Here is a 20,299-nt window from a genome sequence, read left to right as displayed (position 1 = left end):
GGAGCCTCGTTGTTCGTTTTAATAATATGACTCTATGGAGAAAGCCCTTCGCGATAAACGCATTGCCGGTTATTACTCCTTTAACCTGATGTACTTAATCGAGCTTTCACTTTCCTCTCTTCGCAAGGCATGGTCATGAGCAAACTCAGGCAAATGGAAGTTTTCGTCGCCGTGGTCGAGGCGGGCAGCTTCGCCGATGCGGCCAGTGACGTCGGGATGTCGGCGGTCATGGTTGGACGGCATATCCAGAGCCTGGAGAAAACCCTCAACACCCAGCTCATTCAACGCACCACCCGACGCCAATCCATCACCGGGGAAGGGCGGTTGTTTTATGAAGAGGCCAAGCGGGCACTGGAACAGGTGAAGTACGCGTTCAGCCGGGTGGAGGCGTCGAGCCCGGAGCCCAGTGGCCTGTTGAGAATCACCGCACCGATGACCCTCGGCGTGGCATTGGTCGGTCCTCTGGTGTCGGAGTTCATGCAGTGTTATCCGCAGATCCAGGTCGAGTTGATTCTGAGCAATGAAGTGGTGGACCTGTACGAGACGTCATTCGATCTGGCGTTCAGGATTTCCGAACTGATCGGCGTGAATCTGCTGGCCAAGCCATTGCCACCGTATCGAATGGTGATCTGCGCATCGCCCCGGTACCTGGAAAAATGGCAGGAACCCCAATCCCCCGAAGACCTGCACCGACACAGAATCCTCACCCACACCTCCTGGAACAACCGTTTTGCCTGGCCTTTGAAAAGCGGCGCCAGCGAGGTGCCCTGGCCTGAAGGGGCGGTGTTGAAAAGCAATGACGGTCAAGTGCTGCTGCAGGCGGCCGTGGCCGGAGAGGGGATTTTGATGCAGCCCGATTTCCTGGTGTCGGCTGCCTTGGCCAATGGCGAACTCGTGCGGATCCTGGACGCCTATGCGCCGCCGCCCAAGCCGGTACAGATGGTGTATCCACGCTCGCGTAAATCACTGCCCAAGTTGAAAGCCTTTATCGATTTTGTTGCGGATCGACTGGCGTGACTGGTGTGGATGCGGATTTTTCAGCAGGGTTTCGATAGGCTACGGCGCATCTAAAACCAACGCCTTTGCGTGGGAGGGCGCGTGTCGTCAATCAACGAATATGCAGCTGCTGTTCAACTACTGGACGAAGCTTACCGACGCTGGACCGGCCACAGCCTGCCAGCCCCTGAGTCGCTGACCGGACCTGAGCGCTTGCACTGGTTACACGCGCATGCGCCTTACAGCCTGCTGGCCCATGGCACCGAAGCCGATCCGTGCTTCTTCTACGCCAACGAACAAACGCTGGCCTGTTTCAAATACGATCGCTCGCAGTTCCTCGGCATGCCATCACGGTTCAGCGCTTCGCCACTGGACCGGGCCATGCGCCAGACGTTGCTGGAACAGGTCACGGCCAACGGGATTGCTCATGGCTACAGCGGTTATCGGGTGGATCGGAATGGCAATGCCTTCATGATTCATGAAGGCAAAATCTGGACACTGATCGATCAGCACGGTGAGCATCGGGGGCAGGCGGCACTGTTCTGGCCGGATGCGGAGCGTGTTGGTCACATTGATTGATGGCGCGTTTGATCGTTCCCACGCAGAGCGTGGGAACGATCAGTTGACACGGTCTTACGGCAAATCGCTAAACAGCGGAATACGCCCGTTCAGCGAAGGCCGGTAATGCCAGGTCAGGCGATCCAAAGCAGGCTTCATCGTCAGAATCTCCTTCAACGTAGCGCTGGCAATGCTCTGAGCCAATATCTGCCCCGGACATTGATGCCGCCCCGCACCAAAGGTGAAACTACGCCGGTCTGGACGATCCAGAAGAAAGACGTCGGGATGGTCATTGAGCTGCGGATCACGATTAGCCGAAGCCAGCAGCACCAGAATCACGTCGCCGGGGTTCAGGCTTACCCCCTCGATTTCACAAGGCGCAGCGACAAACCGGCGGGTGTTCTGCACCGACGGGTCGAAGCGCTGAACTTCAGCGATCAAGTCGTCAACGGGTGTCGATTCGCTGTGCAGCGCCGGGTTTCGAATCAACGCCAACAGCGCATTGCCAATCAGACCAGCGGTGGCTTCATAGGTCTGGGAAAACAGCCCGATCAGGTTGGCGATCAGCATTTCGGAGTCGCTAGAGGTTGCCGCGAAGCGCTGGCGGATCCCGGCGAGCAGGGCGCTCTGATTGCACGGGTCATCCAGCAGTTCAATGAAATAGCCGCTCAATTGTTCCGCCGCACCGTGCGCCGCCTCCAGTTGCGCTTGATCGCTCAGGGGCGACAGGCACGCGACGAAGTCCGCCGTCAGCTCGCTGATAACCCGACCCTGAGCCGGAGAGAAGCCCAGCAATGCAGCCACCACGCAAACCGGCCCGCGGAACATCGCCTTGTACAACCCATCGGCGCCCGGGGTGATCAGGCGAGCGCCGACCAGTGCATTGACTTCATGGACATCAACCAACGCCAACCCTGGCTGAATTGCCGACCTTGGGCAACGCTGCCGTTCGCCCTCATTCATCCGCATCAACAGACCAAAGACCTTGCCGGCCATCCCGCTGACAATCGCCTTGGGCACCGGTTCGTGGGACGGCCGGACATGACAGTCAGGATGCGCCACCACGGCAGCAACGGCTCGGGCGCTACTCGCCACCCACACGTTCAGTCCTGGGTGAAAAACCAGCCCGCCCTCCGAGCGCAGTTGCGCGTAATAGGGATAAGGGTCGGCGTGAGTCGCAGCGATGATCGGGTCCATGGGTCGCAGCCTTGTTCGTGGTTGGAAAAGTGTTGCTACTATCTCCAGTCCGAAAGGGCCTTGATTCGTCCGGGAGCGAAATATGAACGTAGAACAGCACGACATCGGCGTTTCTCACGTGGCCGCGGCTATCGCGGAACCGGCACGGACGAAAATCCTCTGTTCGCTGATGGACGGCCACGCCCGCACCAGCACCGAGTTGGCGGCGATTGCCGAAGTCAGCGCCTCCACCGCCAGCGCGCACCTGGCCAAACTCAAGGAATTGGCGCTGGTGCGGCTGCACGTGCAGGGCCGACATCGCTATTACAGCCTGACGGACAAGCGCGTCGCCCAGGCGCTGGAAGCGTTGATGGTGATCGGCCAGAACGCTGCGCCGACCTTCAATTCGCGTACCCCGGATCGCCTGCAATTCGCCCGCACGTGCTACGACCACATGGCCGGCACGTTGGCGGTGCTGCTGCATGACCGGATGATCGAAGCGGGGTGGCTGCTGCAAACCGATGAACAGGTTTATCAGCTGAGCGACAGCGGCGAGGCGTTATTTGAAGGGTTGGGTATCGAGGTCAAGGACTTGAGCACGCTGCGCCGCCGCTTCGCTTGCCCATGCCTGGACTGGAGCATGCGTCGGCCGCATCTGGGCGGTTCGTTGGGGGCGGCGTTGCTGCAAATGGCGATCAAGCGCAAATGGGTGACTCAGGACCTGGACAGCCGCGCGCTGGCGTTGACGGCGACGGGGCGAAAGGAACTCAGCAGCCGGTTCGCTGTTGAACTGCCGGTTCAGGTAACGACAGCACAACCCGCATTCACCGAGCCCCGGCGTCGCGCGAACGCCAGTTCGGCACCTTAGCGACTGGCCGAGGCCATCAGCACGCCGAAACCGGCGAAGGTCACCCCCGAGACTTTCGCCGCCAGCCAGGAACCCTTCGGGCTCGACAACCAGCCTTTGGCGGCATTGGCGAGCATGGCATAGCTGCCATGCACGAGGATCACCAGTACGCCATAGGAGGCGACCAGTTTAAAAAACTGGGTAGAGAAGTGCGCTGAGGTGTCGATGAATTGCGGGAACACCGCCAGAAAGAAAAATACTGCCTTGGGGTTCAAAAACTGGATCGAAGCCGCTTCAAGGAAGCGATAGCCCGGGCTTGAGGGGCGCGTTTCAAGCAGCGTGTTGAAACCAGCCGAGCGCCAGCTTTTGTAACCCAGGTACAACAAATAGGCGGCCCCTGCGAATTTCAAGGCGGTAAAGGCGTTGGCGGAGGTGCTGAGGATCAGGCCGACGCTGGTGGCGCTGATGGCGGCGACGATAAACGCACCCGACGCGATCCCCAGAATGCCTGGCACGGCCCCCGTCCAGCCGTGGCGCACCGCATTGGACAGGGTCAGGACCACGCCAGGCCCTGGACTCAAAATGGTCAGGGTGGCAAACAGTAGAAAGAGTCCATAGCTGTTCATGTCTTGCTCCGTCAGGTGGCGCTGGCTGCGTGCGAGCAGATTGGCGTGACGCCGTGGGCGTGACAAACGTTTTAATTGCGCTGCATATGTGACTAAATTAGACGCATGATAAATCCACTACCGCCGCTTAATGCTGTTCGCGCCTTCGCCGTTGCTGCTCGCCATCAAAGTTTCAGCCTGGCGGCCGAGGAGCTGCATGTCAGTCACAGTGCCGTCAGCCGGCACATCAAATTGCTTGAGGAGCACCTGGGTGTGCTGCTGTTCGAGCGGCGTATCCGTCAATCGGTGCTGACGCCGGCAGGTCAGCGCTTTTATGAGCAGGTCAGTGCCGGGCTGGCGCAGATCGCCAACGCCGCGGCTGAACTCAAGCAGCACGCCTCGCTGCCGACCGTGAAGATCAATGTCCGTCCATCCTTTGCGATGCTTTGGCTAGCGCCCAGACTGGAGGATTTCATTGCGCAGCACCCGGACATCAAACCGCAAGTGATGACCCAAACCCAGGCACCCGATCATGCGCGCGACGGGTTCGACATTGTCATTCGCCGTGGTCGTGACGACTGGGCACCGGCAATTGAGGCGCGAGCCCTCTTCGAAGACGAACTGTTGCTGGTCGCGGCGCCCTCGCTGATTCACCGCCAGGGCCTTGAAGACCTCGCGTCCCTGAGCCGGCACACGTTACTGACCGCCAAGGCGCGTCGCGAAGATTGGCACAACTGGGCCCTGCATTTTGGTCAAGGCCAGTCCGCCACTCAGGTCACCCGGCAGTTTGACCACATGCACCTCGTGCTTGAGGCCGCCGTGGATGGACAGGGCATTGCCTTGTGCCCGACCTCTTTGCTGGGCACCCACCTCTCGAGCGGTCGCCTGATCTGCCCGTTGCCCGAGTTGCGAATGCCGTTGCCGCGTTATTACTACGGTGTTGCGCCGGACGTGACGGCGCAGACACGGGTGTTTGTGGAGTGGTTGTTTGCTCAGATAGACCGGGATACCCCCAGGGACCTCACGATTATCGGGCGTTATAAAAAGTAGTGCCTGCAGGAATGTTTTTATTGACGAAGGACATGGCCCCGATAGTTACGTTATCACCAATTGAGAGGGTGTCCGCGATGATGCAACTATTTGCCCCGACACTTACGTTATCGCCGATCTTGAGGTCGTACTCAGGTAATCCCATGGTTTTTATGCCAATGGTGGTGTTTTGACGGATAAAGAAATTTCGGCCGATCTGAACATGGCCAGTGATGACGATCCCAGGCAAATGGCCGATACGAAAGCCGGGCCCTATTTGGGCATCAATATTTATGTCAACCCCGTACTTTAGATTGCTCTTTCTTTCCAGTCGTTTCGCATAAACGCGGAACAAACCTTTTCGAGCATTTAAATACTGCGCAAGTCTAAATATAAACAAGTACCTAAGTGTGTTGCTCTTTCTGGTTCGTTTAAGAATATTGGTGATCAGGCCGATGCGACTTCCCGGTTTTTTCTTGTTTGAAACTTCCGATTTCCAATGCATCGTCAAAGTTTCTAAATTCACGGCGCAGCCCCTAGCCTTACGGCTCTGAAAAATGGGCTAGTTTAACAAGTGAGCTATGGAATGGGTACGAACCCCGAATAGCCATTCTTTGTGCAATAAAAAACCCACCCATCGCCAAAGCGATGGATGGGTTATGTGCCGCTTGGGATCAGGCCCCGTCAAATCAAACCTTGACGATCCAGCCCGCTGGCGCTTCGATGTCGCCGGTCTGTACGCCCGTCAGCTCTTTGTAGAGCTTCTGGGTGACCGGGCCGACGTCGGTTTCGCTGTGGAACACATGCAGTTTGTCGTTGTAGCTGATGCCGCCGATCGGGGTGATCACCGCGGCAGTACCGCAAGCACCGGCTTCCTTGAAGTCGGACAGCTTGTCGATGAACACGTCGCCTTCGACCACTTCCAGGCCCAGACGCGACTTTGCCAGCTCGATCAACGACAGACGGGTGATGCCTGGCAGGACCGACGGCGAGTTCGGGGTCACGAACTTGTTGTCGTGGGTGATCCCGAAGAAGTTGGCCGAGCCGACTTCTTCGATTTTCGTGTGGGTCATCGGGTCCAGGTAGATGCAGTCGGCGAAGTGGGCTTTCTTGGCCTGGGAACCTGGCATCAGGCTGGCCGCGTAGTTACCACCGACCTTGGCTGCACCGGTGCCTTGTGGGGCGGCGCGGTCGTAGCTGGAGATCAGGAAGTTGTGCGGGGTCAGGCCGCCCTTGAAGTAGGCACCGACCGGGATGGCGAAGATCGAGAAGATGAACTCGGGGGCGGTACGCACGCCGATGTTGTCACCCACGCCGATCACGAACGGACGCAGGTACAGCGCGCCGCCGGTGCCGTAAGGCGGGATGAAACGCTCGTTGGCGCGGACCACTTCCTTGCAGGCTTCGACGAACTGTTCGGTGGACACCTGTGGCATCAGCAGGCGCGCGCAGCTGCGTTGCATGCGTGCGGCATTCTGGTCCGGGCGGAACAGGTTGATCGAACCGTCCTTGCAACGATAGGCCTTCAGCCCTTCGAAGCATTGCTGGCCATAGTGAAGGGCAGTGGAACCTTCGCTGATGTGCAGCACATTGTCTTCGGTCAGGGTGCCTTTGTCCCACTCGCCATTACGCCAGTGCGACAGATAGCGCTTGTCTGTCTTGATGTAGTCAAAACCCAACTTGTCCCAATTGATGCTTTCGTTACCCATGACACCCTCTATCACTTAACAACCGCCGAAACGGTTCAAGGCTTCTGACGTTTTTCTGGATGGGGACAACAATACTTCATTCCGGGCCTGTTACGCAGCCCGCAATTCGATCTCTGCGACCATCGATGCACCCGATGTAGCAGCTGTCGAGCACCCCGAGGCAGCGTTCGGCGACGAAGTCGTCGCAAAACCGGCCATCGCGTTCTTTTATGTAGACCGCGTGGGGCGAATTACGACGACTTCGTCGCCGAACGCTGCCTCGCGGTGCTCGACAGCTGCTACAGGGTTTTGCGTTCGTCGTTACAGGTGCAACGCGTGGCCAAGGGCCCGCAGCGCCGCTTCCTGTACCGCTTCGCCGAGTGTCGGATGCGCGTGGATGGTGCCGGCGATGTCTTCCAGTCGGGCGCCCATTTCCAGGCTCTGGCCAAAAGCAGTCGACAACTCCGAAACACCCACACCGACCGCCTGCCAGCCAACAATCACATGATTGTCACGCCGAGCCACGACCCGTACGAAGCCGCTTTTCGATTCCAGCGTCATCGCCCGACCATTGGCCGCAAACGGGAAGCTGGAAACGATGCAGTCCAGACCAGCCGCCTTGACGTCGTCCGGGGTCTTGCCGACCACCACCAATTCCGGGTCGGTAAAGCACACGGCAGCGATGGCAGTCGGGTTGAACTCGCGGGATTTACCGCTGATCAGTTCGGCAACCATCTCGCCCTGAGCCATGGCCCGGTGCGCGAGCATCGGTTCGCCGCTCACGTCGCCAATGGCATACACGTTACGCATGCTGGTCTGGCAGCGGTTGTCGATCTTGATCGCCGAGCCGTTCATGTCCAGGTTCAAACCTTCGAGGTTCCAACCCTGGGTGTTCGGTTTGCGGCCGACGGCCACCAGTACCTGATCGGTTTCCAGGTTCAGGATGTCGCCATCCGGGTCAAGAACTTGCAGTGTATTACTAACAGAATCAAAGCCTTGGACGCTGTGCTTCAAGTAAAGCTTTATGCCGAGTTTTTTCAGTTCGTCATGCACAGGCTGTGTGAGTTCGGCGTCGTAGGCCGGCAGGATGCGATCCTGAGCCTCGACCACGCTGACCTCGGCACCGAGCTTGCGATAGGCAATCCCCAGCTCCAGACCGATGTAACCGCCACCGACCACGATCAGCCGTTTCGGCACAGACGTCGGCGCCAGGGCTTCGGTAGAAGAGATGATCGGGCCGCCAATCGGCAGCATCGGCAGGTTCACACTTTTCGAACCGGTGGCCAGCACCAGGTGCTCGCACTGAATGCGCGTGTCGCCGACTTCTACGGTTTTACCGTCAATGACTTTCGCAAAACCTTGAATAACCTGGATTTTGTTCTTTTTCAGCAGCGCCGAAACGCCCGTGGTCAGGCGATCAACGATGCCGTCCTTCCACTCGACACTCTTGCTGATATCGAGCGTCGGCGCCGACACGCTGATGCCCAGCGCCGAGTGCTGGCTGTGGTGCTGCGTCTGGTGAAACTGTTCGGCGACGTGGATCAACGCCTTGGACGGAATGCAGCCGATGTTCAGGCAAGTGCCGCCCAACGATTCGCCTTCAACCAGAATGGTCGAGATGCCCAGTTGACCGGCACGAATCGCCGTCACATAACCGCCAGGGCCACCGCCGATGATCAGCAGCGTGGTGTTTAAAGTTTGCATGCCTGCTCCACTAAAAATTAGTCCACAAACAAGGTTGCGGGTTGTTCGAGCAAGCCACGAATGGCCTGGATGAATTGCGCCGCGTCCATGCCATCGACCACGCGGTGATCGAAGGAGCTGGAGAGGTTCATCATCTTGCGAATCACGATCTGGCCTTTGACGACCATCGGGCGTTCGACGATTTTGTTGACGCCCACGATCGCCACTTCCGGCAAGTTCAGCACCGGGGTGCTGACGATACCGCCCAAGGCGCCGAGGCTGGTCAGGGTGATGGTCGAACCGGACAATTCATCGCGGCTGGCCTTGCCATTGCGGGCAGCGGTAGCGAGGCGAGAAATTTCCTGAGCGCTGTCCCACAGGCTGCGGGTTTCGGCGTGACGGACCACTGGCACCATCAAACCGATGTCGGCTTGGGTGGCGATGCCCACATGCACCGCGCCGAGGCGGGTGATGACCTGGGCTTCGTCGTCGTAACGGGCGTTGACTTGCGGGAAGTCGCGCAGGGCAACGACCAACGCGCGGACCAGGAACGGCAGCAAGGTCAGCTTGCCGCGGGTCGCGCCGTGTTTTTCGTTCAGATGAGCGCGCAGTTCTTCAACGGCGGTGACGTCGATTTCTTCGACGTAACTGAAGTGAGCGGCGCGCTGAGTGGCGTCCTGCATGCGCTGGGCGATCTTGCGGCGCATGCCGATGACCGGGATTTGTTCTTCGTCGTTGCGCTGGGCGTAAGCGGCGGCAGCGGTGGATTGCGGCTGCTGACCCTGGGCCAGATAGGCATCGAGGTCTTCGTGCAGCACCCGACCTGCAGGGCCGGTGCCACGCACCAGGCGCAACTGGATACCGAGGTCCAGCGCATGTTTGCGCACGGCCGGTGAGGCCAGCGGACGTTCATCCGCTTCGCGAGCAACCATTGGGCCCTGGCATACGGCAGCTCCCGGCGCTGCAGCGGCAACCGGTTTGCTTTCAACTGCGACGGCAACTTTCGGTGCCGCAACCGGCACTTCTTTTACAGGTGCAGGCTGAGCCGACTCTTTAACGTTGCCCGCGCCTTCGACTTCAATGCTGATCAGGATGCTGCCAACCGCCATGACTTCGCCGGGCACACCGCCCAGCGCAATCACTTTGCCGTTCACCGGCGAAGGAATGTCGACCATCGCCTTGTCGGTCATGACATCGGCGAGTACCTGATCTTCGACGACCATGTCGCCGACTTTGACGTGCCAAACCGACAATTCAACTTCTGCAATGCCTTCACCAATGTCCGGCATTTTAATAACGTGCGTGCCCATTCAGACCTCCATAACCCGATGCAAAGCCGCGCCCACTCGGGACGGACCAGGGAAATACGCCCACTCTTGTGCGTGCGGGTAGGGAGTGTCCCAACCGGTGACGCGTTCGATAGGCGCTTCCAGGTAGTGGAAGCAGTGCTCTTGCACCAGGGCGACCAGTTCGGCGCCGAAGCCGCAGGTGCGGGTCGCTTCGTGAACGATCACGCAGCGGCCGGTTTTCTTCACCGACTTGACGATGGTCTCCAGATCCAGCGGCCACAAGCTGCGCAGGTCGATGACTTCAGCGTCGATGCCGGTTTCTTCAGCCGCCACTTGCGACACGTAAACGGTGGTGCCGTAAGTCAGGATGGTCACGTCCTTGCCCGGACGGGTGATGGCGGCGACGTCCAGCGGCACGGTGTAGTAACCGTCCGGTACTTGCGCGGCCGGGTGTTTCGACCACGGCGTTACAGGGCGGTCGTGGTGGCCGTCGAACGGGCCGTTGTACAGGCGTTTTGGCTCGAGGAAGATCACCGGGTCATCGTTTTCGATGGAGGCGATCAGCAGGCCTTTGGCGTCGTAAGGGTTGGACGGCATAACCGTGCGCAAGCCGCAGACCTGGGTAAACATCGCCTCGATACTTTGACTATGGGTCTGGCCGCCGTAGATGCCGCCGCCGCAAGGCATGCGCAAGGTCATCGGGGCAGTGAACTCGCCGGCCGAGCGATAACGCAGGCGGGCGGCTTCGGAAATGATCTGGTCCGACGCCGGGTAAACGTAGTCGGCGAACTGGATCTCGGCCACCGGGCGCAGACCGTAGGCACCCATGCCCACGGCAACGCCGACGATGCCGCTTTCGGAGATCGGCGCATCGAACACCCGGGAGGTGCCGTACTTGGTCTGCAGGCCTTCGGTGCAACGGAACACGCCGCCGAAGTAGCCGACGTCCTGGCCGAACACCACGACGTTGTCGTCACGCTCAAGCATCACATCCATGGCCGAGCGCAGGGCCTGGATCATGGTCATGGTGGTCGTGGTCATGGCGGTTTCCAACTCGATTTTGTTGTTGTGATCGTTCATGTCAGATCCCCAACTCTTGACGCTGGCGCTTCAAGTGCTCCGGCATCTCTTTATAGACGTCTTCGAACATGGTCGCGGCGCTTGGAATCTGGCCGCCGGCGAGGGTGCCGTACTGCTCGGCTTCTTTCTGCGCGGCAATCACTTCGGCTTCCAGTTCGGCGCTGACGGCGACGTGTTCCTCTTCGGACCACTGACCGATTTTCACCAGGTGCTGCTTCAGGCGCGCAATCGGGTCGCCCAGCGGGAAGTAGCTCCAGTCGTCGGCAGGACGGTATTTGGACGGATCATCAGAAGTTGAGTGCGGACCGGCGCGGTAGGTGACCCATTCGATCATGGTCGGGCCGAGGTTGCGGCGGGCGCGTTCGGCGGCCCAGGCAGAGGCGGCGTAGACCGCGACGAAATCGTTGCCATCGACCCGCAGGGAGGCAATGCCGCAACCGACGCCACGACCGGCAAAGGTAGTCGCTTCACCACCGGCAATCGCCTGGAACGTGGAGATTGCCCACTGGTTGTTGACCACGTTGAGGATCACTGGCGCACGGTAAACGTGGGCGAAGGTGAGGGCGGTATGGAAGTCGGATTCAGCGGTAGCGCCGTCGCCGATCCAGGCCGAGGCGATTTTGGTGTCGCCCTTGATCGCCGAGGCCATGCCCCAGCCCACGCCTTGTACAAATTGGGTGGCGAGGTTGCCGGAAATAGTGAAGAAGCCGAAGTCTTTGACCGAATACATGATTGGCAGCTGACGTCCCTTGAGCGGATCACGCTCGTTGGACAGCAGCTGGCAGATCAGGTCCACCAGCGGCACTTCCCGCGCCATCAGGATGCTTTGCTGGCGGTACGTCGGGAAGCACATGTCATCGACGTTCAGCGCCAGGGCCTGGCCGCTGCCGATGGCTTCTTCGCCAAGGCTCTGCATGTAGAACGACATTTTTTTCTGACGCTGGGCGACCACCATGCGGTTGTCGTAGATCCGCGTCTTGAGCATGGCGCGCATGCCTTTACGCAGGATCTCGGCCGGCACGCCTTCCGCCCATGGACCGAGGGCATTGCCCTCGTCATCGAGCACGCGAATCAGGCCCTTGGCCAGATCAGCGGTGTCGGCCGGTTCAACGTCAATTGGGGGTTTGCGCACCGTGCCGGCGTCGGTCAGACGCAGGTAGGAAAAGTCGGTTTTGCAGCCAGGACGGCCCGATGGTTCGGGAACGTGCAGATGCAGCGGTTCGTACGCTTGGTTCATGGCTTCTACGCTCGATCTTGTGAATTTCTTGTAGTGAGCTGACGGTCATTCTTCGATGAAAGAAATCTTGTCCTACAACAATCATAGGCCGGGCCAAGAAGAATATTTCTCTCTGTTTCGTTGCGTTGGCGATCATTTGAGGATAAAAAATCTGCATAAACATAAAAAACAGGTGGTTTTGTCTCATGCGCAAACTGGACCGTACCGATATCGGCATTTTGAACAGCCTTCAGGAGAACGCGCGCATCACCAACGCCGACCTCGCACGCTCGGTCAACCTGTCGCCAACCCCGTGCTTCAACCGGGTCAAGGCGATGGAAGAATTGGGCCTGATTCGTGAGCAAGTGACGCTGCTGGATGCCGAGCTGCTGGGGCTGCATGTGAACGTGTTCATTCATGTCAGCCTGGAAAAACAGGTGGAGGAAGCGTTACAGCATTTCGAGGAAGCGATCTCGGATCGCCCGGAGGTGATGGAGTGCTACCTGATGGCCGGCGACCCGGACTATTTGATCCGGGTGCTGGTGCCGACCATTCAGTCGCTGGAGCGCTTCATGATGGACTTCCTCACCAAAGTCCCCGGCGTCGCCAACATCCGCTCGAGCTTTGCGCTCAAGCAGGTGCGCTATAAAACGGCGCTGCCGTTGCCGGCCAACGGCCTGACCCTCGCCTAGGGCAGATTGATCGTTCCCGCGCTCCGCGTGGGAATGCCGCCAGGGACGCTCCGCGTTCCGCTTCGGGAAGTGACGCAGAGCGTCAGGGGATGCATTCCCACGCGGAGCGTGGGAACGATCAAACGTTAGAGTTTATTCAGAGGGATTTTCAGGTAGGTGACGCCATTGTCCTCGGCCGGCGGCAAATTCCCCGCCCGCACATTCACTTGAATCGCCGGCAGCAACAGCGTCGGCATACCCAACCCGGCATCGCGCCCGGTGCGCATGGCGACGAATGCGGCTTCGTCGATACCGTCATGGATGTGAATGTTGCTTTTGCGCTGCTCGCCCACTGTGCTCATGCACTGATGTTCGCGGTCTGCGGGCGGGTAATCGTGGCAGACGTAAAGTCGGACACTGGCCGGGAAGGCCAGCAGTTTGTGGATCGAGGCAAACATCTGGTTGGCGTTGCCGCCGGGAAAGTCGCAGCGCGCGGTGCCCACGTCCGGCATGAACAGCGTATCGCCCACCAGAATCACATCGCTGTCGATCAGATAGGCCATGTCCGCTGGCGTGTGGCCGGGAACATGCAGGGCCGTGGCCTTGAGGTTGCCGATCATGAACGATTCGTCCGGCGCGAACAGATGGTCGAACTGCGAACCGTCACTGCGAAATTCCGGCTCAAGGTTGAACAGGGCCTTGAACACGCCCTGAACCTTGCTGATCGACTGACCAATCGCAATCTTCCCGCCCAGTTCCCGACGCAGATACGGTGCGGCGGACAGGTGATCGGCATGGGCGTGGGTTTCCAGCAGCCATTGCACCTGCAGCTGATGTTGGCGAACGAAGGCGATGATCTTGTCGGCCTGGGTGGTGGCGGTTCGCCCGGCAGCGGGGTCGTAGTCGAGCACCGGGTCGACGATGGCGCAGTGCCCGCCATCGTGCTCGTAGATGACGTAGCTGAAGGTCGACGAGGCAGGGTCTAAAAAAGCTTCAATCAAGGCGGACATGGTGGCCGTTTCTTTCTGGACAAGTCATGAGGGTAGTTTCATTTTCCCTGCGCTGGCCAGCCCGATTCAATTCAAAGAAGGAAAAAAGCTGCGCGAGCTCTATCCTGTCAGTCATCGATACCGGGCGTTCCCGGCTTTTTTCGCAGATCACGAGTGTTTTATGTTGCTGGCGAGTTTTTTTGGCGTGGTGATGGGGTTGGTACTCGGTTTGACCGGAGCCGGTGGCGGCATTCTTGCGGTGCCGGCGTTGGTGTTGGGGTTGGGCTGGACCATGACGCAAGCCGCGCCGGTCGCACTGTTCGCGGTGGGCAGTGCGGCGGCTGTCGGCGCCATTGACGGGTTGCGCCATGGCCTGGTGCGCTACCGCGCAGCGTTGCTGATCGCCCTGCTGGGGGCGATTTTTTCGCCGATCGGCATCTACTTCGCCCATCAGTTGCCGGAAAAAATCCTGATGATTCTGTTCAGCCTGCTGATGGTCATGGTGGCCTGGCGGATGCTGCGTCGTGAGCGCCAGGACGAAGGTCCAAGCGACCACGGCCACGCCAACTGGGGCCAGAAGAACTGCATGCTCGATCAGCAGACCGGACGCTTTTCCTGGACCGCCAAGTGCACCGCGACCCTCGCGGCTCTGGGCGCTGTGACCGGTGTGGTCTCCGGGCTGCTCGGGGTCGGTGGCGGCTTCCTGATCGTCCCGGCGTTCAAGCAACTGACCGATGTGCAGATGCGCGGAATCGTCGCCACGTCGTTGATGGTGATCAGCCTGATTTCCGCCATCGGTGTGATCGGCGCGTTTCACGCCGGGGTGCGAATCGACGGTTTGGGCGTGGCGTTTATCGTCGCGAGCATCGTCGGCATGATCATTGGCCGAAAGCTTTGCGCGCGAGTCCCGGCCCGAGGATTGCAAATCAGCTTCGCCAGCATCTGTGTTGTGGTCGCCGCTTACATGCTGTTTAGAGCGGGCGTCTAACGAGTACCGGTTCCTGTGGACGCCAGTCCGTTCCACAGGCGTACACCCTAAGTTCCGGGCCTCGTCGACGGACGGTCTTACACCCAACTTGCCGCGCATCACCGGCCACTCCAAAGCACCTGACATCCGCCTCCAAGGCAGCGTATGACGCCGCCGGTCAGCTTTCGATAATCGCCTCCGACATCCAGTCCCCCCGCTGCGGAGCGCGTCATGCACAACAATAAGAACTTCAAGCATCGTTTCTTGCCTGCCTTCATCGCCAGCCTCTCGACCCTCGGTTTGAGCACGATGGCCGAAGCCGAGATCGTGCTGTACGACAAGGATCAGACCACGTTTTCCACCGACGGCTACATCAACGCCTTCTATGTGAACAGCAAAGTGGACCGTGCCGGCGACCAGTTCGACCGGCGACAGGCGCGGGTGAAGATGGGTTTTCTGCCCAACTATCTGGGCTTCAACATGAGCAAGCAGGTCGATGACCTCAAGCTCGGCGCCCGGTCCTCCTTCTGGGTGACCATCAACGACAGCGAAACCAACGGCACCGACACCGCCATCGACGTGCGGCAGTTCTACGGCACCGTGGCCAACCCGGAGTGGGGCGAGGTGCTGATCGGCAAGGACTTCGGCCTGTTCGCCCGCTCCAACATTCTGCTGGATGAAATGCTCGCCGGTTACGGCCAGGTCAGCGATACCCTGGGGCTGGTGGACGGTGGCGGGGTGTCGTTCGGCAACATCGGCACGGGCTATCCGTATCCGTTCCCGACTTCACAGATCACCTACCGCACGCCGGTGATGGAGGGATTGCGGGTGGCCGTGGGGATCATGGACCCGGTGGACACCAACGACAGCAGTCCGACAGGCAAGGCTTACCAGGAAAACCCGCGTACCGAGAGCGAGATCACCTATCAGTTCGACCTCGCCGGGGCAAAGATCTATAGCTGGGTCAACGGCAGCTACCAGACGTCGGACAATACCGATTCCACCGTCCAGTCCGTCACCTCCAAAGGCGTCGGCTATGGCGTGCAGGCGAAGATGGGTGGGCTGTCGCTGACCGGCTCCGGCTTCCAGGCCAAGGGCATCAACCCGTTCTTTACCAACAACGCCGGCGAGCCGGTCCTGCGCAATGTCGACAGTGACGGTTACCTGCTGCAGGGCTCCTACAAACTGGGCAAGAACCGCCTGGCGTTGTCTTACGGCAAGACCAACGACGACGGCAACGGCGTGGTCGGCAGCGGCGCGGACTACGAGACCCGCGGCATTGCGCTGTTCCATGACGTCAACGACAACCTCAAGCTGGTGGCCGAGTACAACCAGTTCGCAATCAACGGCCACGATACCAATGCCCAGGACGAAGACACCGACACCTTTGCGGTGGGGGCGGTGCTGACCTGGTAAGTCCATCGTGCTGAGTGAGCTCGTAGCCGCTTTTGAAGCCTAAGCTCGGCTCCGTAGCAGCTGTCGAGCCTGCGAGGCTGCGTTCGGCTGCGCAGCAGTCGTGAAATCAGACAATGCGGTGTTTCAGGAAAACCTCGCACTCAGGTTTTGCGACTGCTGCGCAGCCGAACGCAGCCTCGCAGGCTCGACAGCTGCTACGGAGTGTGGATCGCGCCTGAATGGTTATCCGACTCTCATCCCATCGAAGCGGCTACCCGCTACCCAAGTAGCATACGTCGCAGCTCACAGGCTTCGTACACTCGAACCTCATACAGGCGCACCTGCGGGAGGCGATAATGCAGCAGGTCCAGAGTGAAGGTGTGGTCAGTGCAATGTCCCTGGCCACCGATGCCCAGCAAGTGGCTCAGGAGCTGGCGCGACAGTTGTTGCATCCGCACTTGGGCTTCGTGCTGTTTTTCTGTTCCGCCGAGTACGACTTGCAGGCGCTGGGTCAGGCCTTGCAACAAAGCTTCGGCGGTATTCGTTTGGTGGGCTGCACCAGCGCCGGGGAAATCACACCCCTGGGCTACGGTCGCAATTGCGTGACTGCGGTGGGCTTCGACCACCGGCATTTTTCCATCGACGCCGAACTGATCTGCGAGATGGAGCGTTTCAGCCTGATCGACGCCCAGCAAATGGTCGAGCGCCTGGTCAGTGGCTGTCGCAGCAACACCCTGGCACCGATCAAGGGCAACAGCTTTGCCCTGACCTTGCTCGATGGCCTGTCCAGTCGCGAAGAAATGGTCCTTGCCGCCCTGAGCGCGGCACTGGGCGATATCCCGCATTTCGGCGGCTCGGCTGGTGACGACAACCGGCTGACCCACACCCACGTCTATTTTAATGGCGAGTTTCACAGCGGCGCGGCGGTGGTGGTGCTGGTCAACACCTGGCTCGACTTCGAAGTCTTCACCACTCACCACATCCTGCCTCGGGCGGAAAAACTGGTGGTCACCGGGGCCGACAGCGCCTCGCGCCGGGTCTTTGAACTCAATGCCGAGCCGGCCGCCGAGGAGTACGCCCGGCACATCGGTGTGCCGGTGGCTGAGCTCGATCATCGGATCTTCGCCGCGCACCCCTTGGCCGTGCGGATCAACGATCAGTATTACGTACGGGCAATTCAGCAGGTTCATCCCGACCTGAGCCTGAGTTTCTACTGCGCGGTGGAAAACGGCATCGTCCTCACCGTCATGACGCCAGGCCCGATGCTGCCGAATCTGCAAACCCTGTTCGAAGGCTTGCAGGAGCGCCTCGGCGATCTATTACTGACCATCGGCTGCGACTGCTTTCTCAGGCGTCTGGAACTGGAAGACGGCGGCAGTCTGGAGCAGATCGGAACGTTTTTGCGTGACCAACGGGTGATGGGTTTCAACACCTACGGAGAACAGTTCAATGGCATGCACATCAACCAGACCTTCACCGGGGTTGCCATTGCCCGAGGCCGGTCCCCTGGACATCGCTGAGCTTCAGGCGCAAATCGCCAGCCTGCGCCACGACAACCACAAATTGCAGCGCATCAATGGCGCGCTGATCGAGCGGATCGAGTCCGGCATCACCCGCGGCAATGACCCGTACGCGGCGTTCCAGCATTCGGTGGTGCTGGCCGAACAGGTGCGCGAACGCACCGACGCCCTGAACCAGGCCATGGCCGAACTCAAGTCAGGCAACCACTTGCTCAGCGAAGCGCGGCTGCGGGCGGAAACTGCGCACCAACACTTGATCGATGCCATCGAGAGCATTTCCGACGCTTTTGTGCTGTTCGATGCCGATCAGCGAATCGTGCTGTTCAACAGCCGTTTCAAGGCGTTCTGGGGCAATAGCCGGGTGCGGATTAACGCCGGCATGCGCCTGGCCGAGGTCAAGCGGCTGATGTCCGCCACCGGGCTGTTCACTGAAGAGCCCCGTGGGCATGCCGACGAAAACCTGCTCTATCGCCTGCAGGACGGTCGCTGGTTGCAGGTCAGCGAGCGGCCGACCCAGGAAGGCGGGCGGGTGATCCTGTTCACCGACATTACCGACGTCAAACTCAGCGAAACCGTGCGCCGCGAGCAGGCCGTGGCGCAGAAATCGCATTTGTTGCAACGGGCGGTCGACAACCTGTCCCAAGGCGTGGCCATGGTCAACGCAGAGGGCATTCTGGAGTTGTGGAACCGGCGTTTCCTCGAGCTCAGCGGCCTGGCCCCGGTGGCGGCCCATCGTCCGTTTGCCGAAGTGATCGGCGACAGCGAGTTGAATCTGCTGACCCCGGCCAGTCGGGATCTGAACGGGCGGCACGTGCAGGAATGCGAGCAGCGCCTCTACGATGGCCGGGTGCTGGAAATCCGCACCCATCCGTTGCCCACCGGTGGTTTCGTCAACACCTTCACCGACATCACCGAACGCTACCAACACGCCGAAGCGCTGAGTGAAAGCGAGCGCTGGATTCGCCTGATCACCGACCATGTGCCAGCGCTGATTGCCTACCTGAATGCCGATCTGGTCTACGAGTTCACCAACAAGGTGTATGAAGAATGGTATTGCTGGCCTCGGGGCGTGATGCTTGGGCAGAGCCTGCGCGAAGTCCACAGCGAACAGCATTACCAGCGCCTGGAAGCCTACGTGGCCCGGGCCCTGGCCGGTGAGAGCGTGACGTTCGAGGTCGCTGAAACCAACATCAACAACCAGGAGCGCTACATGCTGCGCTCCTACGTACCCAATCGCCTGGCCACCGGGGAAGTGGTGGGGATTTTCGTGCTGATCCGCGACATCACCGAACGCCGCCGCACCGCCGAAGCGCTGCACCAGGCCTATCAGAATCTTGAGTTGCGGGTGCGCGAACGCACGGCGGAACTGACCACGCTCAATGACCAGTTGCTGCGTGAGATCGATGAGCGTCGGCGGGCGGAATCTCGCCTGCGTGAAGCCAAACTCGAAGCCGAACAGGCCAACCTGTCGAAGACCAAGTTTCTCGCTGCCGTCAGTCATGACCTGCTGCAACCGCTTAACGCTGCGCGGCTGTTCACCAGCGCGTTGCTCGAACGGCGGGAGCCGGTGGCCAATGCCATTTTGGTGCGCAATGTCAGCAACTCCCTGGAAGACGTGGAGAACCTGCTGGGTACGCTGGTGGACATTTCCAAACTGGATGCCGGGGTGATCAAGGCCGACATTGCGCCGTTTGCCCTGAGCGAACTGCTGGAAAACCTCGCGGCCGAGTACACCCAGGTGGCTCGCAGTGAAGGCCTGGAGCTGCATTTCATCCCCTGTTCGGCACTGGTGCGCAGCGACATTCAGTTGCTGGCGCGGATTCTTCGAAATCTGTTGAGCAACGCCATTCGCTACACCTACAGCGGTCGTGTAGTGCTCGGTTGTCGGCGTCATCACCAGCGCCTGTCGATTGAGGTCTGGGACAGCGGCATGGGCATTGCCGAAAACCGCCTCGAAGAGATTTTTCAGGAATTCAAGCGTGGTGATGTGCAGCGTCCGGATCAGGATCGCGGGTTAGGTCTGGGCCTGGCGATCGTGGAAAAGATTGCCGGGATTCTCGGTCACCGCATTCATGTGCGTTCATGGCCGGGCAAAGGCTCGATGTTCTCGGTTGAAGTGCCGCTCAGCGCCACCGCACCCAAGGCGCTACCGAGCCTGCTGATGAGTGAGCCGATGCTTGAACGTCTGCGTGGGGCGCGGGTGTGGGTGCTGGATAACGACGCGGCCATTTGCGCCGGCATGCGCACGTTGCTCGAAGGGTGGGGGTGTCTGGTGGTGACGGCACTGTCGGAGCAGGACCTGGCGCGGCAAGTGGACAACTATCACGAAGAAGCCGATTTGCTGATCGCCGACTATCACCTGAATGACGATCAGAACGGCGTCGATGCCGTGGCCCGGATTAACGCCCGACGCGGTTCGGCGATTCCGGCAATGATGATCACCGCCAACTACAGCAACGAACTCAAACAGCAGATCCGCGAACTGGGCCACACCCTGATGCACAAACCGGTGCGGCCGATGAAGCTCAAGACGGCAATGAGTCATTTGCTCGGCAGGCCTTGATTTCACTGGCGTCTGCTCGCGAAAGGG

At 59.9% G+C, this 20,299-nt stretch carries 18 protein-coding genes; 9 read left to right on the top strand and 9 right to left on the bottom strand.

Going from position 1 to position 20,299, the window contains the following annotated elements; genetic code table 11:
• Window positions 1–135: 135 nt before the first annotated feature.
• Entirely contained in the window at window positions 136–1,017 is an 882-nt protein-coding gene (locus JFU47_RS28890; protein ID WP_201187562.1) for a LysR substrate-binding domain-containing protein, read from the top strand.
• Window positions 1,018–1,098: 81 nt separating this feature from the next.
• Entirely contained in the window at window positions 1,099–1,575 is a 477-nt protein-coding gene (locus tag JFU47_RS28885; RefSeq protein WP_201187560.1) for an MEKHLA domain-containing protein, read from the top strand.
• A 54-nt stretch (window positions 1,576–1,629) separates the two neighbouring features.
• Here JFU47_RS28885 and JFU47_RS28880 read toward each other — a convergent pair whose 3' ends face one another.
• A complete protein-coding gene (locus JFU47_RS28880; protein ID WP_201187558.1) occupies window positions 1,630–2,751 on the bottom strand; it encodes a cytochrome P450 in 1,122 nt (373 codons plus the stop codon).
• A gap of 82 nt (window positions 2,752–2,833) precedes the next feature.
• On the opposite strand from JFU47_RS28880, the gene JFU47_RS28875 reads away from it, so the two are divergent.
• Window positions 2,834–3,598 carry an ArsR/SmtB family transcription factor gene (locus JFU47_RS28875; protein WP_201187556.1) on the top strand — a complete coding sequence of 255 codons (765 nt, stop codon included), beginning with the start codon at window positions 2,834–2,836 and terminating at the stop codon, window positions 3,596–3,598.
• Here the strand turns inward: JFU47_RS28875 and JFU47_RS28870 are convergent.
• Entirely contained in the window at window positions 3,595–4,203 is a 609-nt protein-coding gene (locus tag JFU47_RS28870) for a LysE family translocator (RefSeq protein ID WP_201187554.1), read from the bottom strand. The genes JFU47_RS28875 and JFU47_RS28870 overlap by 4 nt on opposite strands.
• Window positions 4,204–4,308: 105 nt before the next feature.
• Between JFU47_RS28870 and JFU47_RS28865 the strand changes: the two genes are divergently transcribed.
• On the top strand, window positions 4,309–5,232 hold the full coding sequence (locus tag JFU47_RS28865) for a LysR substrate-binding domain-containing protein (RefSeq protein WP_201187552.1): 924 nt from the start codon (window positions 4,309–4,311) through the stop codon (window positions 5,230–5,232).
• Here the strand turns inward: JFU47_RS28865 and JFU47_RS28860 are convergent.
• From JFU47_RS28860 to JFU47_RS28835, 6 genes are all read right to left on the bottom strand, one after another.
• Entirely contained in the window at window positions 5,210–5,737 is a 528-nt protein-coding gene (locus JFU47_RS28860; protein WP_201187550.1) for a serine acetyltransferase, read from the bottom strand. The genes JFU47_RS28865 and JFU47_RS28860 overlap by 23 nt on opposite strands.
• Window positions 5,738–5,900: 163 nt before the next feature.
• Window positions 5,901–6,920 (bottom strand): branched-chain amino acid aminotransferase, encoded by a 1,020-nt coding sequence (locus JFU47_RS28855; protein WP_201187548.1) that lies wholly within the window; start codon window positions 6,918–6,920, stop codon window positions 5,901–5,903.
• 300 nt (window positions 6,921–7,220) lie between these two features.
• Window positions 7,221–8,603, bottom strand: a complete 1,383-nt coding sequence (gene lpdA, locus JFU47_RS28850) for a dihydrolipoyl dehydrogenase (RefSeq protein WP_201187546.1) — start codon at window positions 8,601–8,603, stop codon at window positions 7,221–7,223.
• 17 nt (window positions 8,604–8,620) lie between these two features.
• Window positions 8,621–9,892: a dihydrolipoamide acetyltransferase family protein gene (locus JFU47_RS28845; RefSeq protein ID WP_201187544.1), complete on the bottom strand. Its 1,272-nt coding sequence runs from the start codon at window positions 9,890–9,892 to the stop codon at window positions 8,621–8,623.
• Complete coding sequence (locus tag JFU47_RS28840; protein WP_123364425.1) at window positions 9,893–10,951, bottom strand: alpha-ketoacid dehydrogenase subunit beta; 1,059 nt, start codon at window positions 10,949–10,951, stop codon at window positions 9,893–9,895. It abuts the gene before it with no gap.
• 1 nt (window position 10,952) lies between these two features.
• Window positions 10,953–12,188: a 3-methyl-2-oxobutanoate dehydrogenase (2-methylpropanoyl-transferring) subunit alpha gene (locus JFU47_RS28835; RefSeq protein ID WP_201187542.1), complete on the bottom strand. Its 1,236-nt coding sequence runs from the start codon at window positions 12,186–12,188 to the stop codon at window positions 10,953–10,955.
• A 185-nt stretch (window positions 12,189–12,373) separates the two neighbouring features.
• On the opposite strand from JFU47_RS28835, the gene bkdR reads away from it, so the two are divergent.
• Complete coding sequence (gene bkdR, locus JFU47_RS28830) at window positions 12,374–12,859, top strand: Bkd operon transcriptional regulator BkdR (RefSeq protein ID WP_046048920.1); 486 nt, start codon at window positions 12,374–12,376, stop codon at window positions 12,857–12,859.
• 125 nt (window positions 12,860–12,984) lie between these two features.
• Here bkdR and JFU47_RS28825 read toward each other — a convergent pair whose 3' ends face one another.
• Window positions 12,985–13,848, bottom strand: a complete 864-nt coding sequence (locus JFU47_RS28825) for an MBL fold metallo-hydrolase (RefSeq protein WP_201187540.1) — start codon at window positions 13,846–13,848, stop codon at window positions 12,985–12,987.
• A 160-nt stretch (window positions 13,849–14,008) separates the two neighbouring features.
• Here JFU47_RS28825 and JFU47_RS28820 point away from each other — a divergent pair, with 160 nt between their 5' ends.
• The 4 genes from JFU47_RS28820 to nahK all read left to right on the top strand — a co-directional run bounded on the left by JFU47_RS28820 (window position 14,009) and on the right by nahK (window position 20,272).
• Window positions 14,009–14,815, top strand: a complete 807-nt coding sequence (locus tag JFU47_RS28820) for a sulfite exporter TauE/SafE family protein (RefSeq protein ID WP_201187537.1) — start codon at window positions 14,009–14,011, stop codon at window positions 14,813–14,815.
• 210 nt (window positions 14,816–15,025) lie between these two features.
• Window positions 15,026–16,210, top strand: coding sequence for a porin (locus JFU47_RS28815; RefSeq protein ID WP_140679202.1), 1,185 nt, complete (start codon window positions 15,026–15,028; stop codon window positions 16,208–16,210).
• Window positions 16,211–16,545: 335 nt separating this feature from the next.
• Window positions 16,546–17,709: a nitric oxide-sensing protein NosP gene (gene nosP / locus JFU47_RS28810; RefSeq protein WP_140679200.1), complete on the top strand. Its 1,164-nt coding sequence runs from the start codon at window positions 16,546–16,548 to the stop codon at window positions 17,707–17,709.
• Window positions 17,678–20,272 carry a hybrid sensor histidine kinase/response regulator NahK/ErcS' gene (gene nahK, locus JFU47_RS28805; protein ID WP_201188520.1) on the top strand — a complete coding sequence of 865 codons (2,595 nt, stop codon included), beginning with the start codon at window positions 17,678–17,680 and terminating at the stop codon, window positions 20,270–20,272. Before nosP ends, nahK begins: the two co-directional genes overlap by 32 nt.
• Window positions 20,273–20,299 lie beyond the last annotated feature (27 nt).

Origin of the sequence: Pseudomonas sp. TH39(2020) (assembly GCF_016650715.1) — a bacterium.
Classification (GTDB): Bacteria; Pseudomonadota; Gammaproteobacteria; order Pseudomonadales; family Pseudomonadaceae; genus Aquipseudomonas; species Aquipseudomonas mandelii_C.
The sequence above is the reverse complement of the archived record's forward strand: the minus strand, read 5'-3'. Positions and strand labels throughout refer to the sequence as shown.

Excerpts from the sequence above, each read along its gene's own strand:
- JFU47_RS28890 (WP_201187562.1), top strand. The coding sequence starts at position 136 with ATGAGCAAACTCAGGCAAATGGAAGTTTTCGTCGCCGTGGTCGAGGCG.
- JFU47_RS28880 (WP_201187558.1), bottom strand. The coding sequence starts at position 2,751 with ATGGACCCGATCATCGCTGCGACTCACGCCGACCCTTATCCCTATTAC.
- JFU47_RS28875 (WP_201187556.1), top strand. The coding sequence starts at position 2,834 with ATGAACGTAGAACAGCACGACATCGGCGTTTCTCACGTGGCCGCGGCT.
- JFU47_RS28870 (WP_201187554.1), bottom strand. The coding sequence starts at position 4,203 with ATGAACAGCTATGGACTCTTTCTACTGTTTGCCACCCTGACCATTTTG.
- JFU47_RS28865 (WP_201187552.1), top strand. The coding sequence starts at position 4,309 with ATGATAAATCCACTACCGCCGCTTAATGCTGTTCGCGCCTTCGCCGTT.
- JFU47_RS28855 (WP_201187548.1), bottom strand. The coding sequence starts at position 6,920 with ATGGGTAACGAAAGCATCAATTGGGACAAGTTGGGTTTTGACTACATC.
- lpdA (WP_201187546.1), bottom strand. The coding sequence starts at position 8,603 with ATGCAAACTTTAAACACCACGCTGCTGATCATCGGCGGTGGCCCTGGC.
- JFU47_RS28845 (WP_201187544.1), bottom strand. The coding sequence starts at position 9,892 with ATGGGCACGCACGTTATTAAAATGCCGGACATTGGTGAAGGCATTGCA.
- JFU47_RS28840 (WP_123364425.1), bottom strand. The coding sequence starts at position 10,951 with ATGAACGATCACAACAACAAAATCGAGTTGGAAACCGCCATGACCACG.
- JFU47_RS28835 (WP_201187542.1), bottom strand. The coding sequence starts at position 12,188 with ATGAACCAAGCGTACGAACCGCTGCATCTGCACGTTCCCGAACCATCG.
- bkdR (WP_046048920.1), top strand. The coding sequence starts at position 12,374 with ATGCGCAAACTGGACCGTACCGATATCGGCATTTTGAACAGCCTTCAG.
- JFU47_RS28825 (WP_201187540.1), bottom strand. The coding sequence starts at position 13,848 with ATGTCCGCCTTGATTGAAGCTTTTTTAGACCCTGCCTCGTCGACCTTC.
- JFU47_RS28820 (WP_201187537.1), top strand. The coding sequence starts at position 14,009 with ATGTTGCTGGCGAGTTTTTTTGGCGTGGTGATGGGGTTGGTACTCGGT.
- JFU47_RS28815 (WP_140679202.1), top strand. The coding sequence starts at position 15,026 with ATGCACAACAATAAGAACTTCAAGCATCGTTTCTTGCCTGCCTTCATC.
- nosP (WP_140679200.1), top strand. The coding sequence starts at position 16,546 with ATGCAGCAGGTCCAGAGTGAAGGTGTGGTCAGTGCAATGTCCCTGGCC.